This is a genomic window from Sphingobium cupriresistens LL01, assembly GCF_001046645.1.
GTDB classification, from domain to species: domain Bacteria; phylum Pseudomonadota; class Alphaproteobacteria; order Sphingomonadales; family Sphingomonadaceae; genus Sphingobium; species Sphingobium cupriresistens.
Genome location: NZ_KQ130434.1, coordinates 403,261 through 418,044, shown reverse-complemented (window position 1 = coordinate 418,044; position 14,784 = coordinate 403,261). Strand labels below are relative to the sequence as shown.

Below are 14,784 nucleotides of genomic sequence, written 5' to 3'. Positions count from 1 at the left end.
GCGCGGCCCCTTCCCCGTCTCAGACAATCCACCATGGCTTGTAAAGCCCTCATAGGCTGCACGCGGTCGCGCTATGCGCAGACTTTCGCCGATCTTTACCGCCCTATAATCTTTATCGCCTAAGCGAAGGCCATGGACATGGCATCCCATCCCAAGCCCCCGGCTCCGGTCCCCGACCTGACCGGGCAAGGTCAGCGCGAACGCTGGCTGGCGTTGGCGCTGGACGCAGCAGAGGTCAACGCCTTCTACGCGCCCGACATGCTGACGGCCGCGATCGACCATCTGGCGGGCGACGGAAACGTCCATCTGATCGAGGCGCGCGATGGTGACATGGCGATAGGCCTGCTGCCGGTCGTCTGCAAGCCGCGCCATGGGCGCCTGCCGATCGGCTGCGTGGCGAACTGGATGCACGATCACTGCTTCTTCGGCGCGCCGATGATCCGCCGGGGGCATGAAGTCGCCGCGTGGCGCAGCTTCCTGGCGCAACTGGAGGCGGCGCCCTGGGCGCGCGGCTTCCTGCATCTCGAAGCGCTGGACGCCGCCGGGGCCAATGCCGCGGCGCTGGAGGCCCTATGCGTGGAGCAGCGGCGCGGCCGGCTGGAGATTCATCGCTACGACCGGGCGATGTTGCGGTCGGACCTGACCGGCGACGCCTATTGGGAAACGCAGATACGATCCAAAAAGCGCAAGGAATTGCGCCGCCTGCAAAAACGGTTGGCGGAAATGGGGGCGGTCGAGACGCGCCAGTTGACCGACGGCGCCGAGTTGGCGCGCTGGTGCGGCGATTTCCTGGCGCTGGAGGCGTCGGGCTGGAAGGGGCAGGAAGGCACGGCGCTGGCGTGCAAGCCGGCCGACGCCGCTTTCTTCCGCGCCGCCTGCGCCGCCGCCTTCGACGCAGGTCGCCTGCACATGCTGCGCATCGACCTGGACGACCGGGCGATCGCGATGCTGGTCAATTTCCGCCATGGCGAGGGCGCTTTCTCCTTCAAGATCGCGTTCGACGAGACGCTGGGACGCTTTTCGCCGGGCGTGCTGATCGAGATCGCCAATCTGAACGCGGTGCAGGCCGATCCAACGATCGGCTGGATGGACAGTTGCGCCGCCCCCGATCATCCGATGATCGACAGCCTGTGGGCGGAACGACGGACCATCGTGCAATATCGCATCGCCCTGCATGGCGCGGGCATAGCCCGGATGCAGCGCAGCGCCGCCTTCACGCTCGCCAACGGGGTAGAGGCGATCGCCAGAAAATTGAAAGGACAGGCATGACCGCCCATAGCCCGATCGCCCCGGCCGCCGACGCCATCTTCCCCGACGAGGCCCGCGTCGCCTTCGCCGCCGCCTATCCCGACCAGTCAACGACGCTGCATCATGGACTGGCCGGCCATGGGCTGCTGACCCTCGACGCGCTGGCGACCCTGGCCGAGCGGATGCCGGCCACATCGGTCGAATATAATCTGGGCAAGCTGCCGCTGGGGGTTCGGCCGGAGGATACGCCGTCCAATGGGCTGACGCTGGGCGAGACGATCCGCACGATCGATACCAATGGCAGTTGGGCGGTACTGAAGAATGTCGAGCGCGACCCGGCCTATGCCGCGCTGCTGGACGCGGCGCTGGCGGAACTGGAACCGATCGTGTCGGACAAGACCGGGCCGATGCTGCACCGCGAAGCCTTCATCTTCCTGTCTTCGCCCGGCAGCGTCACGCCATTCCATATGGACCCGGAGCATAATATCCTGCTCCAGATCATGGGCGTGAAGACGATGACCGTCTTCCCGGCGCGCGATCAACATCTGGTGCCGGCGCAGAAGAGCGAGGATTTCCATGGCGGCGGCCATCGCAATCTGGTGTGGCAGGACGGGTTCAAGGCGCATGGCACGGCCGTCCGGCTGGCGCCGGGCGATGCGATCCATGTGCCGGTGAAGGCGCCGCATTTCGTGGAGAATGGCCCAACCGTATCGGTCAGCCTGTCAGTGACATGGCGATCGGAACGCAGCGTGGCCGAAGGCGAGCTGCACAGTTTCAACGCATTGCTGCGCAAACGCGGCCTGCCGGTCGGCACGGTCAGCGCGCGCCCCGAAGCGCAGGGCGTGCGCCGCCTGGTCTATCGCATCATGCGGAAGCTGGGCGCTTAAGTATCCGGCGCAGCAGCGCTTCGGCTTCCAGGCGCGGGCTGAACCGTTCCAGCACCCACCATTCAAGCGAGTCCTCGCAGGTGGCGAGGCTCTGCTTGTAGCGATCCTTGCCCGCCAGCAGCGAATAGCGTGAGAGGCCGCGTGCGGCATAATGGCCGACCGCCGCCGCATGGCAGAGCAGGCCGGGCTTGTCCTTCGCGGTGCGCGACGCGGCGAAGGCAGACTGATAGTTCATCGCCACGCCGCGACGGGCGAAATTGACCAGCAACCCGACCACGCCACCGGCATCGGAAAAACGCAGCAGTTCCACCGCGCCCGACGGCAGTCCGCGCGCGCAGATCGTGCCGACGAAGCTGCGGAAGCCGGCATCGTCCCAGGCGTTGTCGGCATGGCGGCCGCCGTTGAGCGCGGCCATCTCCTCCAGCCAGGGGATGACGTCATCAAGCCCGCCGATAGCAACGTCGGGGAGTGGGCCGCCATGATCCTTCATCGCGCGGCGAATCTGGCTGCGCGTATTGGCGCTGAGCAGCGACAGATAGTCGCCGTCAGCGGCGCGCACCGCGCCCAGATCGACCTGATAGACGGGCGAGACATCGATCCGGCTGCGACGGCGCGCGGCCAGGCCGAGCAGCGGCGAATCGGGCGCGACCCCGCTGAGCGTCAGCGCCCGCCAGTCGCGGCGGCGCGTGAGGGCCGCAAGTGCGGCGGCGGTCGCTTCCGCCTCCCGGCCCGTTTCGACCAGCAGGCCATTATATTCGACATAGGGCCGGTCGGCCTGGGGATCGCCCGACTGGTTGAGGCTGAGCGTCGCGACGTCGCCCAGCAGGCGCGGCCGCATCGCATGGCCGGCCAGCGCCAGCGCCACATCCTGTCCCGTTGCATCGGTGACGGCCAGCAGGTCGGGCCGGACGCCATAGCTGTCGAGCCATGCCCCGACCCAGGTCCAGCCCAGGAAGAAGCTGCCGTCGGATCGCGCCTCCAGCGCCTGCCAGCGCTCAGCCAGGGTCGCCCGGTCGGGCTGCGAGAAGGTCGCGGACAATGTCATCGCGCCCCTTGTGGCAGAGCGCCGGGGCGGGTCAAGCGGATCGGTCAGACGGACATGCGTCTGGCCGGATCGACTGTGCCGTCGGGCCGTACACCGGCGCGCGCCAGATCACGGCCCATATGGCCGGTGAGGAAGCGATACCACATGACGAAATCGGCGCGCAGCGACCAGAGCGGATAGCGGAAGGTCGCGGGGCGATTGCGTTCGATCAGGCTGTGACCGGCCCAGGCGAAACCATAGCCCACCAGCGGCAAGGCTGCGGCCATCCACCAGCGCCCGGCAAAGGGCGCCGCAGCGACCAGCGCCACGACCAGGCTGGTGCCGGCATAATGGAGCGCGCGGGTGCCCCGACGCGCATGTTCCTGCAGATAATAGGGCCAAAAGTCGCGGAAGCGCTTCATGCGTGTCACGGCCATATGTGTTGCATCCTCTCTTTGACCGCAAGCGTAACGAAACAGCCGGTGGCTGTTAAGTCTTATGCGCCAGACCGTGCGCCCTGTCGGGAGCATAGAGGAAATAGTCATAGGCCGCGCGCGCCGCTTCCGCGATGATGCGGTCGCGCGCGACATGGCCTTTGCTATCCTTCATCACGAAGACCGCAATCGCGAAGCGGCGCCCGTCGGGCAAGCGCACGACACCGACATCGTTGCCGGTGCCGTTCAATGATCCCGTCTTGTGCGCGACCGCCGTGCCCGGCGGCAACATGCCCACGATCCGCTTCTTGCCCGTTTCGCAGTTCGCCATGATGGTGAACAGCCGCTGGGTGCTGGCGGCCGACAGCGCGCGGCCCGATTCATAGGCGGCGATCAGGTCGAGCATCGCTGCGGGCGTGGAGGTATCCTGCAATTCTGCAGCGAAGGCCATATTAGGCAGATCGCGGATGTCGCGCGTGACCAGTTGCGGATCGGCGCGACGAGCGGCGTCGGCATTCTGGCGGAAGCTGCCCGCCAGCGGATGAATGCCCATGGCGCGATAGAGGAGATGCGCGGTGTCGCTGTCCACACGCAGCCCGGTGACGCCCAGCTTATTCACGAAGCCGGTGATCGCCTGCGGCCCGCCCGCACGCGCGACCAGCACGTCGGTCGCATTATTGTCGCTCTTTTGCAGCATCAGTTCCAGCAACCGGTCGATCGACAGGGTCGCGCCGGGGCGGGAGAACATCCAGGCGATGCCGCCCTCGCTCGCCAAGGCAGGATCGAGCGCAAGCTGTTCGTCCAGGCGCGCCTGCCCCGCATCGACCAGCGCGAAGATGCGGCCGGCCACCGCGATCTTGTAGGCGCTGGCCATCGGGAACAGCGTGTCGCCGTTCAGCGCCTGCGTCTCGCCGGTCTGGAGATCGCGCACCCCGATCCCGACCGATCCGTCCGACAGGGCGGCAAAGCGGGCGAACTCGCCCAGTAATTTCGCTTCGGCGCTTTGCTGGACCAGCGGCTTGGGCGGCGGGCCGAAGGCGTCGGCGCCGGGCAACGGGGCAAGAAACAGGCCGAAGGCGGCGAACAGGCTGACGGGACGAGCAAGCGACATGGTTTCGCCTGTCGCGGATCGGCGCGCGGGAGGCAAGAGGCTTTGCCCCGAATCGGGCAGGTTGACAGGGCTTTGCGCCCCGCGCCATCAGGCGGCATGAGCGACACCATCAAGCTGCACGAAAGCTGGCGCGCGCCGCTGGCCGATCAATTCGAAGCCCCGCATATGCAGGGGCTGAAAAATTTCCTGCGGGCGGAGAAAGCGGCCGGGAAACGAATCTTCCCCAAGGGCAGCGAATATTTCCGCGCGCTGGACCTGACCCCGCTCGACCAGGTGAAGGCCGTGATATTGGGGCAAGACCCCTATCACGGCGAGGGGCAGGCGCATGGCCTGTGCTTTTCGGTACAGCCGGGCGTGCGCACACCGCCGTCGCTGGTCAATATCTATAAGGAGATGCAGGCGGATCTGGGCATCGCGCGGGCCAGCCATGGCTTTCTGGAGCATTGGGCGAGGCAGGGCGTGCTGCTGCTCAACAGCGTGTTGACGGTCGAGATGGGCCGGGCGGCGTCGCATCAGGGCAAGGGCTGGGAACTGTTCACCGACGCGGTGGTGCGGATCGTCGCACAAAAGGAGGAGCCGGTCGTGTTCCTGCTGTGGGGCGCCTATGCCCAGCGCAAGGCGGGCTTCGTCGATCAGAGCCGCCATCTGGTGATCAAGTCCGCCCACCCCTCCCCTTTGTCCGCGCATAACGGTTTTCTGGGATCGCGGCCCTTTTCCAGGGCCAATGCCTTTCTGGAAGCCAAGGGCCGCGGCGCGATCGATTGGGCGTTGCCGGCGCTGGCCGTCGGTCAGCAAGGGCTGTCGCTTTAACGTATCAGCGCCATAGCTGAACGGTGCATAACAGGTCGGTTCAGGAACGAAACAAGCGCCTCATGCGATACCCCCATCACAGTTAGAGATTTCAGGGTTTGAGGAGAACGCACATGATCTTTCGTAAAGCCATTCTGGCCACCGCCCTTGCCGCCGCGTCGCTGACCGCAATCGTCCCTGCGACATCCTATGCGCGCGACCATGATCGTCGCGGCCATCATCGCGAATATCGCAGCGATCATCATCGCGGCGACCGTTATGCGCAACGCCGCAGCTATCGTGACGACAACCGTTACCGCTGCCGCAAGTCGGGCGGGACCACCGGCCTGCTGCTGGGCGGCGTAGCCGGGGCCCTGCTGGGCCGGGCCGTCGATACGCGCGGCGATCGTGCGCCTGGCACGATCATCGGCGCTGGCGCTGGCGCGCTGGCCGGCCGGGCGATCGACCGCAACGGTAGCTGCTAAAATAAAGAAAAGCGCGTGGGACATGTCCCCCGCGCCTTTCTCTTATGTCCAGGAAAAGCGAGGCCCGGTCCTGCTTGCGCAGGCCGGGCCTTCGTTCCTCTCCAAACTTGTCCAGCGGTCAGCCGTCGTAATCGCCGCCGATATTCTGGTTGCGCGGCGGCGCGGCGGCGGTCAGGCGCAGAGCCTCCGCCGACTGGGCGATCGAGCCGATTTCGTCCGGCGTATCGTCATCGTCAATCTGCACCTTTTGCAGCGACGCGACGACCGAATCGTGGAGATCGGCGGGCAAGACGGTTTCCTCGGCGATCTCGCGCAGGGCGACGACCGGATTCTTGTCCCGGTCGCGGTCGAGCGTCAACTCAGCGCCGCCGGAAATCTCCCGCGCGCGCTGGGCGGCGAGAAGGACGAGGTCAAAACGGTTGGTAACCTTGTCGACGCAATCTTCGACGGTAACGCGGGCCAAACAGGGCCTCCTGCAAATAACGGAAGGAAAGTCGTGAATTGGCCGCTTAGCAGCCGTCCCCGCAAGAGTCAATGAAAAGGCCATAAAGCCATGGCGAGAGACGGACAAAATGGGCATGAAGGGCATATGGCGACCATCAAACCCGCCCCCGACTGCGCCACCACGGACGACATCCGCCTGGACCTGCACGGCAATCATCTGCGCCTGATCGCGGACGGCCCGGCGCTGCGCGATGCGCTGATCGCGCTGATCGACGGGGCGCATCACAGCCTGAAACTCTATTATTATATCTTTGCGGCCGATGGCAGCGGGACGCTGGTGCGCGATGCGCTGATCGCGGCGCGGGCGCGCGGGGTGGCGGTGACGCTGATGATCGACGGGTTCGGATCGGCCGCCACGCCCGACGCATTCTTTGCGCCACTGATCGAAGCAGGCGCGCAGTTCGCGCGGTTCGGGACGAGCCGCTCGACCCGCTATCTGATCCGCAACCATCAGAAGATGGCGATCGCCGACGACGAGCGTCTGATGATCGGCGGCTTCAATGTCGAGGACGGTTATTTCGGGATTCCCGCCGAGGATTGCTGGCGCGACATCGGCCTGCTGATCGTCGGTGATCAGGTGGAGGCGATGACGCGCTGGTACGGTCAGCTATGGCGTTGGAGTTTGACGAAGAGGCATCGTTTTCGCACTCTGCGGCGCATGGTGCGCCAATGGCATCCCACGCTGCATCACCATGCCGCCGATCCGTTCCGCTGGCTGATCGGCGGGCCGACCCGGCGCCTCAGCCCTTGGGCGCAGGTAGTGAAACATGATCTGGAGAAGGCGGGGCGGGTCGACATGATCGCCGCCTATTTCTCGCCGGGGCGCGGAATGCTCAAGCGCATAGCCCGCGCCGCGCGGCGCAAGGGCGCGCGTATCATCCTGCCGGCCAGGTCGGACAATGGCGCGACTGTGGCCGCCGCGCGATTGCTCTATGGACCGTTGCTGCGGCGCGGGGTGGAGATTTACGAATATCAGCCGTGCAAATTGCACATGAAGCTGATCGTCATCGACGATGGCGTCTATGTGGGGTCGGCCAATTTCGACATGCGCAGCCTGTTCATCAACCTGGAGGTGATGCTGCGGGTGGAGGATGCCGGATTTGCCCAAGAGGTGCGCCAGTTCATCCTGCGCGAGGCGACGCGAAGCCGGGCGATAAGCCTGGAGGCGCATCGGTCCGGCCGCAGCGGCCTGACCCTGCTCAAACAATGGATCAGCTATCTGCTGGTCGGCGTGCTGGATTATACGGTGACGCGGCGGCTGAATTTCCGCGACCCGGACGCCGATTAAGGGGGCAGGCGCCGCCCGCCCCGCAACAGATTTCAGCGACCATTGTCGGTCAGCACGCGGACCTCGCCGACAGGATAGCCTTTTTCGGCCATTTCCTTGGCATAATCGCCGCGGGCATCGGCCAGTTCGGCGCGATATTCCTCCCAGGCGTCGCGATTATCCTCCGCATCGGACGAACCGCGCAAATCGCCGGTGAGTTCCTTGCGCGCTTCGGCCAAATCGGTCTGATAGTTGAACCAATAATCATTTTCGACGCCAGCAATCGGCCCCTGATAGACCAATTGGGTTTCGACCTGGGCCAATTGTTCTTCATAGCTGACCGGGCCTTCCTGCGCCTGGACGGCGGCGGGCGCCATAGCCAGCAGAGCGGTGGCGGCGAGAAGCTTCGCATACATCATGGGTTCTTCTCCTCTTTTGATCGAACCATGCACTGCACAACGCGCCGACCCAGGTCTTTTTCGCCTGAACGAATGTGCAGAATGGACGAAGCGAGAAAAAGGGGCGACGGATCGTTGCGCAAACGTCCGGCTATTTCTACTTATCGCTTTGAAAACAGATAGTTAATCGATTATCGCACCACCAGATAGAAGGCGGCCGGTACAGACCCGCCATTTTCGATCACGATGTCATAGCGATCGGTAAAGAGCGGCAGCCAGGCGCAGTCCACCTGAACGCCCCCAATTGGCTTGGCGCAGAGCGTATTTCCATCCGCGCCCTGCACCCGCATCGACAGATTGGCCGCGCCGCGGGCCGGGGCGACCGAAATCTGGGCGCGCTGGCCGGCGAAGAATAGCTGCCGCACGGTCACGCTGTCCCCCGCGCCGAGCGATCCGCGCCGATAGGCCGGCCCCAGCGCGCGGCCGCGAAAACCAAGCGCCGAGCGGGTGACGCCATGATCCTGCGCCTCCTGCGTCCATAGCGCCGCGAGATCATCCTGCCCTTCGGCCGGGGTCGCGCCGAGCGCCTTGAGGATTTGCGCCGTGTCGAGCAATGCGGCGTGATCGCCATCGCCCTGCGCGACCTCGCCTTCCATCAACGTCCGCAACACCGGATCGGCGGGCAGCATGTCGGCCGCCGGCGCGGCCGGCCCGGCGACAAGCAGCAATCCCGACAAGAGCAGCCTAATCATCGCGGTCCTCCGGCTGGAGCACGAACCGCGCACCGGGCGCGGCCTCCTCCACATGCAGCGACAATTCGTGCCGCTCTGCGATCGCCCTGGCGAGCGAAAGGCCAAGGCTATGCCCCCCGCCCCGCGCGCCGTCAAGCCGGACATAGCGTTCAAACACCCGTTCCCGGTCGGCGGGCGGGATGCCGGGGCCGTCATCCTGCACCACGATATGCGGACCGGGAGCCAGTTCCAACACGATCGAGCCGCCGCTGGGCACATATTTGAAGGCGTTGTCGAGCAGGTTGGACATGAGCCGCGTCATCTGCATCGGGTCGGCGCGCGCCCGCACGCCCGGCGCGATCCGCGCATGGAAACCGATGCCCAGATCTTCAGCACTGGCGCCGTAGAGATCGGCCAGGCTTTCGGCGATGTCGCTCAAGTCGACTTCGGCCAGGCCGCGCAGATCGCCGCGCATCGCCTGGGTGCCGGCAATGTCGAGCAGCGAATCGAGCAGGCGCACGACGCCGCGGATTTCGGCGCGCGACTGATCCAGCGTGCGCAGTAGCGCCTCGTCCTGCGTCCCCTCCATCGCCTTGAGGATGCGGGTGTCGAGATGCATCAGCGGGGTGCGAATCTCATGCGCGGTCTGGTCCGACACGGCGCGCTGCGCCTCGACCAGCCGTTCGACCTGGTCGAGCATGGCGTTGGTATTGGCGGCCAGTTCGGCCAGTTCGTCATTATTGCCCGGTCCCGGTGCGCGGGCGGCGATACGCCCGGCGCGGACGGCGGCAAAGGCGGCGTTCACCACCTCCACTCGCGCTCGCAGGCGACGGGCGGCGAAATGGCCGGCGACCAGACTGAGCAGCGCGATGCCCGCCCCGGCGATGGCGAACGCCATTGCGAGCCGCGCGAGCAGCGCCTGGCCGCGATAATTGCTGCGCCCTACCAGCAGGCGAGCGCCGGCGCCGAGCTGGGTCGCCCGCGCGAACATGCGGTCACCGTCGGGCAGGACGACATAACGCGCCTCCGACACTTCCGATGCGATGGCCGGCCAGCGATCGAGATTGCCGGCCAGGCGGCGGCCGGCCCCATCGGTCAGCAGATACCAGCTACGTTCGCCATCCTCACGGTTCATGGCGAGACGATCGGCGATCCGCGCCCTGAGTTCCGCCTCGTCGCTGCTGACATAGATATCGGCGAGGCCCGCCAGGTCGGTGTCGACCTCTCGCGCCAGCATCGCCCGACCGTCATCGTCGACGATCTTTTGCACCACCAGAAACAGCGCCAAGGTTGACAGAAGACTGACCAAAAGCGCCGACAGCGTGACCCGCCCGAAAACCGAACGGAACAGGCCGGGTCTAGGCACTTCCCGCCCCTGTCGGCCCCGCCGCGGCGATCAGCCGATAGCCGGTGCCCCACACCGTTTCCAGCACAGGACCGTCGAACCCGTCCTCCAGCTTGCGGCGCAGGCGTCCGACATTGACGTCCACGACATTGGTCTGAGGATCGAAGCTCAATTTCCATACCTGGCGCAGCAGCATTTCGCGCGTCACCACTTCGCCGGCATGTTCCATCAGATAGCGGAACAGTTCGAATTCCTTGGGCGAGAGCGGCAGATGCTTGCCCTGGCGAAAGGCCGTGCGCGCCTTCACATGGCATTCCAGGTCGCCAAACAGCAGCACCGGCTCATGGCTGCGCCGGCTGGCCCGGCGCCACAGCGCGCGAACGCGGGCGACCAGTTCGTCGGGTTCGAACGGCTTGGCCAGATAATCATCGACGCCGCTTTCCAGACCCTCGACCCGATGTTCGCTGCGGCCGAGCGCCGACAGCATCAACACCGGCGCGCCAACGCCCGCCACCCGCAGCCGGGTGACGATGTCAATGCCCGACAAATGGGGCAGCATCCGGTCGAGGATGATGACGTCGTGGCTGCCGCCGCCCGCGCGGTTAAGGCCGGTGGCGCCGTCGATCGCCTGTTCCACCACCATGCCTGCATCGGTCAGGATCGTGGCGATGTTGGCGCGCGCGGCCTCGTCATCTTCCACCAGCAATATCGAAATCGCGTCTGCCTGCGCCATCATGTCCCCCGGCTCGCAGATAACGCGAAAGGCCGCCAGTGACAAAGGCTGTTAGCCCGTCACTGGCGGCCTTTCGCGCAAAGCCCCGGCTTTGGCGTTTATATTTTGAGCCCGGCGCGCAGCATGAGGCAGCCGATCACGAGCAGATAGGCGCCGAAGATCTTTTTGAGCGGGCCGGCGGGCAGGCTGTGGGCGGCGGCCACGCCGAGCGGCGCGGTCAGCATCGACATGGAGGCGATCGCCAACGTGGCGGGGATGTTGATGTAACCCAGCGAACCCCAGGGCAGGCCGCCTTCTTTCAGACCGATGATCGCGAAACCGATGGTTGTCGGGATGGCGATCAGCGTGCCGATACCCGACGCCGTCGCAATCGCACGGTGAATGGTGCGGCCGCACAGCGTCATCACCATGATGGCGATGGTGCCGCCGCCAATGCCCAGCAGCGAGGAAAATGTGCCGAGCCCGCCGGCGATGCCCATGCGCAATATGCCCGACGGCATGGTGTCGCTGACGACCTTGCCGCTGACCTTGGGCAGCAGGAAGTTCAGCGACATCAGGATCACGCCGCCGCCGAAGATCATCTTGAGCGTGCGGCCATCGACATGGCTGGCGAGCATCACGCCCGCGCCGCAGCCCAGGACAATCCAGGGCGCCCAGGTCTTGAGCACTTCGAACTCCACCGCGCCGCGCTTGGAATGGGCCAACAGCGAACGGATGGAGGTGACGATGATGGTCGCCGCCGACGTGCCGATCGCGACATGGGCGATGGCGTCATGCGTGCCGCCGAGCAGTGGAAGGACGACGAGCAGGGCCGGCACCACGACGAAGCCGCCGCCAATGCCGAAAATGCCCGCGGCGAAGCCCGCGAGCAGGCCGGCGGCCAGCATCGCGACGAGCGGAATGAGCCAGGTCATGACATCGCCCTGCATTATAGCGCGCCCTCCTGCCCATTACGACGAGCGCGCATGTTGCTGCGTTCGCCTCTGCGGATCAAGGCGGCGAAATTGGGGAAATCGACCATGACGTTAAACCATGCCTCTCTTCGGCGAAATCAAGCTGCATGGGGGGCATGTGGTCATGTCCCCCTGTCCCGCTAGACGAACGAGGTGCGGGAACCCGCAAGGCCATGGCCTAAAGTGCAAGACGATGGGGAAACAAAAGGACATGGTATCATCAGGCCAACGCCTCCTCCGCGGGCGTATAGCGCAGGCCCAGATCCTGTGCGACGGCCTGATAAGTCACCTTTCCATCCCAGATGTTGAGGCCCGCGCGCAGGTGGGGGTCGTCGCGCAATGCGTCCCGCCACCCCAGTTCGGCGATGCGCAGCGCGTGGGGCAGCGTCACATTGTTGAGCGCATAGGTGCTGGTCCGCGCCACCGCGCCGGGCATGTTGGCGACGCAATAATGGACGACGCCATCGACGATATAGGTGGGGTCGGCATGGGTGGTGGCGTGGCTGGTTTCGAAACAGCCGCCCTGATCGATCGCGACATCGACCAGCACCGCGCCCTTCTTCATGGTTTTCAGCATCGCGGCGCTGACCAGCTTGGGCGCGGCGGCGCCGGGGATCAGCACGGCGCCGATCACCAGGTCCGCATCCGCCACGCATTCGGCCAGGTTCGCGCGGTTGGAAAAGCGGGTCTTGGCTCGCGCCTCGAAATACGTGCCGAGCTTTTCCAGCACCTCCGGGCTGCGATCCAGGATAGTGACGTCGGCGCCGAGGCCCGCCGCCATCTGCGCCGCGTTGAAGCCGACCACGCCGCCACCGATCACCGCGACCTTGGCCGGCAGCACGCCGGGCACCCCGCCCAGCAGCACCCCGCGCCCGCCATGCGCCTTTTCCAGCGCGGTCGCCCCCGCCTGGATCGCCATGCGACCGGCGACCTGGCTCATCGGCTTGAGCAACGGCAGGCCGCCATGGACGTCGGTCACGGTTTCATAGGCGATGCAGGTTGCGCCCGACGCGATCAGGTCGTGGGTCTGCTCCGGGTCGGGCGCAAGGTGGAGATAGGTATAGAGGATCTGGCCCGGCCGCAGCAGGGCGCGCTCCTGCGGCTGCGGCTCCTTCACCTTCACGATCATTTCGGCGGTAGCGAAGACGTCGACGGCCGCCGCGACGATCTCCGCCCCCGCTGTCTCGTACAGCGCGTCGCTCGCGCCGATACCCTCGCCCGCGCCGCTTTCCACCAGTACGCGATGGCCGTGCGCGGTCAGTTCATGCACGCTTTCGGGCGTCAGGCCGACGCGATATTCATGGTTCTTAATTTCCTTGACGGTGCCGACGATCATCGTGCCTCTCCAAAAAAGGGGGCGCGTTGCCGTCGCGCCGCTCTGCCGCCATCATAGCGCAGGCGGGATGACGAAGGTTCCCCCGATGTTAGGGCGCGGCCCTGACCGGCACCGGCGCATTGCACAGGTCGACGCCGCCAGCGGGGCGATCATAGAAATCATCCTTTCGGTTGGCGCGCAGGCGCAAATAATTGGCGAAGCTGGGCGACAGCGTGTCCATCGCCTCGAAGCGCGGGCGCTCGGCGGCCGGCAGTTCGCTGGCGAGACGGACGGTCAGGATCGGCGCCTGATGTTCGGTCGGCGTATAGAAGCCCAGTTCGCCCGATCCGCGCGGCAGGCTGGACAGATGCGCCATGCCTTCGATCACGCGGCCCACGACTGCGATGTTGCGATCGAGCTGGCGCGGCGCCTGGCCGATCACGGCATAGAGTTCCGCGCCCGTTCCCGCGTCCGGCGATAGGTTCCGGCCGACGCCGACATAGCCATAGCAATGGGGCAGCCAGGCCGACGTTCCGTCCATCGCCACCGGCCAGCCGCCCACGAAGCCGGTCGAGGAGGCATAGGGATCGGCATAGGGCAAGGGCGTGACCGCAAGCCGCCGCGTCGCCAGCGGCAGCGCATAATCGTCCGGGCTGGTGGCGGACAGGCCTGGCGGCATCGGCTTCTTCTCGGTCGCATCGCCCCATTGCACGACATAATTGTCCTGCACCCGGTTGATGCTGGCGCCGTCCCACCAATGCGCCTTCGCCAGCGTCGCGATATTGGCGACATGGCGTGGCGAAAAGCCGGGCGCGAGCTGGATGACTACGCGCTTGCCGCCCTCTATGGTCATCACCAGCAGTTCGTCCGCTGGTATCGGCCGCCATGCGCCCGCCGGCGCTTGCGCCACTACGTCGGCGGGCGTAGCGGGCGGATCGGTGGCGAGAGCCTGGGCAGCGAGGCAGGCAGGAAGGACAGCGGCGGACAGCGCGAGCGCGAGAAGGCGGTTCATGCCGCGATCAAACAGCGACCGCGGGATAAAGTAAAGCATCCCCTGCCCATAGCCCTTGCCTAGCCGCACATCGCACGATAGGGAGCCGCACTTCCAGTGCAATGCGGAGCGGTGGCCGAGTGGTCGAAGGCGCTCGCCTGGAAAGTGAGTATACGCCAAAAGCGTATCCAGGGTTCGAATCCCTGCCGCTCCGCCATTTACTGTATTCCAACGGTCACAGGCACGCTTTGGCGAACGCTGAATCCCAGCATTTGCTGGGATATTTATAGATTTAGGTATCGTAGGCCATTGGCGTAGAAAGGTCATGTAGCGCCCATCTTTCGCGTCACCGATAATCGACGACGGTGGCGGGCTGGCTGTTTCTCCCCTGGGGTCTGCTTCGTCACCACCAGCGCCAAGGCGCATCGCGTGGCCCAACGCACAGCCTTTAAAAGTTGGACGTAGAGCAGCCGCAGGCAGCAAGGTTGGACCCATAAGCCTAAGCGTTCCCAACGCCTGCCGTTGCATCGGCATCCGCCGCAGCACATTGTCTATGCTGATCGCAGATC

Annotated in this window: 16 protein-coding genes and 1 tRNA gene; 6 read left to right on the top strand and 11 right to left on the bottom strand. The window is 65.6% G+C overall.

The genetic code is table 11. From position 1 onward, the window contains the following. Positions 1–132: 132 nt before the first annotated feature. Together V473_RS01975 and V473_RS01970 are read left to right on the top strand one after the other, a co-directional pair. Entirely contained in the window at positions 133–1,269 is a 1,137-nt protein-coding gene (locus tag V473_RS01975; RefSeq protein ID WP_066599927.1) for a GNAT family N-acetyltransferase, read from the top strand. Continuing rightward, the gene (locus V473_RS01970) at positions 1,266–2,135 is read left to right on the top strand and encodes a cupin-like domain-containing protein (RefSeq protein ID WP_066599925.1); all 870 of its coding nucleotides are present in this window, start codon (positions 1,266–1,268) and stop codon (positions 2,133–2,135) included. The genes V473_RS01975 and V473_RS01970 overlap by 4 nt, the downstream gene beginning before the upstream one ends. Here the strand turns inward: V473_RS01970 and V473_RS01965 are convergent. From V473_RS01965 to bla, 3 genes are read right to left on the bottom strand one after another with little or no spacing between them, the layout of a single operon-like run. After that, a complete protein-coding gene (locus tag V473_RS01965) occupies positions 2,113–3,180 on the bottom strand; it encodes a GNAT family N-acetyltransferase (RefSeq protein ID WP_066599923.1) in 1,068 nt (355 codons plus the stop codon). The genes V473_RS01970 and V473_RS01965 overlap by 23 nt on opposite strands. Positions 3,181–3,224: 44 nt before the next feature. Continuing rightward, positions 3,225–3,596 carry an Mpo1-like protein gene (locus V473_RS01960; RefSeq protein ID WP_066599919.1) on the bottom strand — a complete coding sequence of 124 codons (372 nt, stop codon included), beginning with the start codon at positions 3,594–3,596 and terminating at the stop codon, positions 3,225–3,227. 52 nt (positions 3,597–3,648) lie between these two features. Continuing rightward, positions 3,649–4,704, bottom strand: coding sequence for a class A beta-lactamase (bla, locus tag V473_RS01955; protein WP_066599917.1), 1,056 nt, complete (start codon positions 4,702–4,704; stop codon positions 3,649–3,651). Positions 4,705–4,800: 96 nt separating this feature from the next. Here bla and ung point away from each other — a divergent pair, with 96 nt between their 5' ends. Next, a complete protein-coding gene (gene ung / locus V473_RS01950; RefSeq protein WP_066599916.1) occupies positions 4,801–5,514 on the top strand; it encodes a uracil-DNA glycosylase in 714 nt (237 codons plus the stop codon). Between the two features lie 113 nt (positions 5,515–5,627). Further along, entirely contained in the window at positions 5,628–5,978 is a 351-nt protein-coding gene (locus V473_RS01945; protein ID WP_066599913.1) for a glycine zipper 2TM domain-containing protein, read from the top strand. A gap of 118 nt (positions 5,979–6,096) precedes the next feature. Here the strand turns inward: V473_RS01945 and rpoZ are convergent, their stop codons facing one another. Next, positions 6,097–6,441: a DNA-directed RNA polymerase subunit omega gene (rpoZ, locus tag V473_RS01940; protein WP_007708529.1), complete on the bottom strand. Its 345-nt coding sequence runs from the start codon at positions 6,439–6,441 to the stop codon at positions 6,097–6,099. A gap of 126 nt (positions 6,442–6,567) precedes the next feature. On the opposite strand from rpoZ, the gene V473_RS01935 reads away from it, so the two are divergent. Further along, positions 6,568–7,770, top strand: coding sequence for a phospholipase D-like domain-containing protein (locus V473_RS01935; protein WP_408021483.1), 1,203 nt, complete (start codon positions 6,568–6,570; stop codon positions 7,768–7,770). 32 nt (positions 7,771–7,802) lie between these two features. Here the strand turns inward: V473_RS01935 and V473_RS01930 are convergent, their stop codons facing one another. The 7 genes from V473_RS01930 to V473_RS01900 form a co-directional block, all read right to left on the bottom strand. Then, positions 7,803–8,168 (bottom strand): hypothetical protein, encoded by a 366-nt coding sequence (locus V473_RS01930; RefSeq protein WP_066599909.1) that lies wholly within the window; start codon positions 8,166–8,168, stop codon positions 7,803–7,805. 170 nt (positions 8,169–8,338) lie between these two features. After that, the gene (locus V473_RS01925) at positions 8,339–8,899 is read right to left on the bottom strand and encodes a hypothetical protein (protein ID WP_066599906.1); all 561 of its coding nucleotides are present in this window, start codon (positions 8,897–8,899) and stop codon (positions 8,339–8,341) included. Further along, positions 8,892–10,244 (bottom strand): sensor histidine kinase, encoded by a 1,353-nt coding sequence (locus V473_RS01920; protein ID WP_066599904.1) that lies wholly within the window; start codon positions 10,242–10,244, stop codon positions 8,892–8,894. Before V473_RS01920 ends, V473_RS01925 begins: the two co-directional genes overlap by 8 nt. Beyond that, positions 10,237–10,956, bottom strand: coding sequence for a response regulator transcription factor (locus V473_RS01915; protein ID WP_066604864.1), 720 nt, complete (start codon positions 10,954–10,956; stop codon positions 10,237–10,239). The genes V473_RS01920 and V473_RS01915 overlap by 8 nt, the downstream gene beginning before the upstream one ends. A gap of 98 nt (positions 10,957–11,054) precedes the next feature. Further along, a complete protein-coding gene (locus V473_RS01910; RefSeq protein WP_066599901.1) occupies positions 11,055–11,885 on the bottom strand; it encodes a sulfite exporter TauE/SafE family protein in 831 nt (276 codons plus the stop codon). A gap of 244 nt (positions 11,886–12,129) precedes the next feature. Then, on the bottom strand, positions 12,130–13,245 hold the full coding sequence (ald, locus tag V473_RS01905) for an alanine dehydrogenase (RefSeq protein ID WP_066599897.1): 1,116 nt from the start codon (positions 13,243–13,245) through the stop codon (positions 12,130–12,132). 88 nt (positions 13,246–13,333) lie between these two features. Next, the gene (locus V473_RS01900) at positions 13,334–14,236 is read right to left on the bottom strand and encodes a peptidylprolyl isomerase (protein ID WP_066604861.1); all 903 of its coding nucleotides are present in this window, start codon (positions 14,234–14,236) and stop codon (positions 13,334–13,336) included. 105 nt (positions 14,237–14,341) lie between these two features. Here V473_RS01900 and V473_RS01895 point away from each other — a divergent pair. Next, a tRNA-Ser gene (locus V473_RS01895) sits at positions 14,342–14,432 on the top strand. Positions 14,433–14,784: the final 352 nt, after the last annotated feature.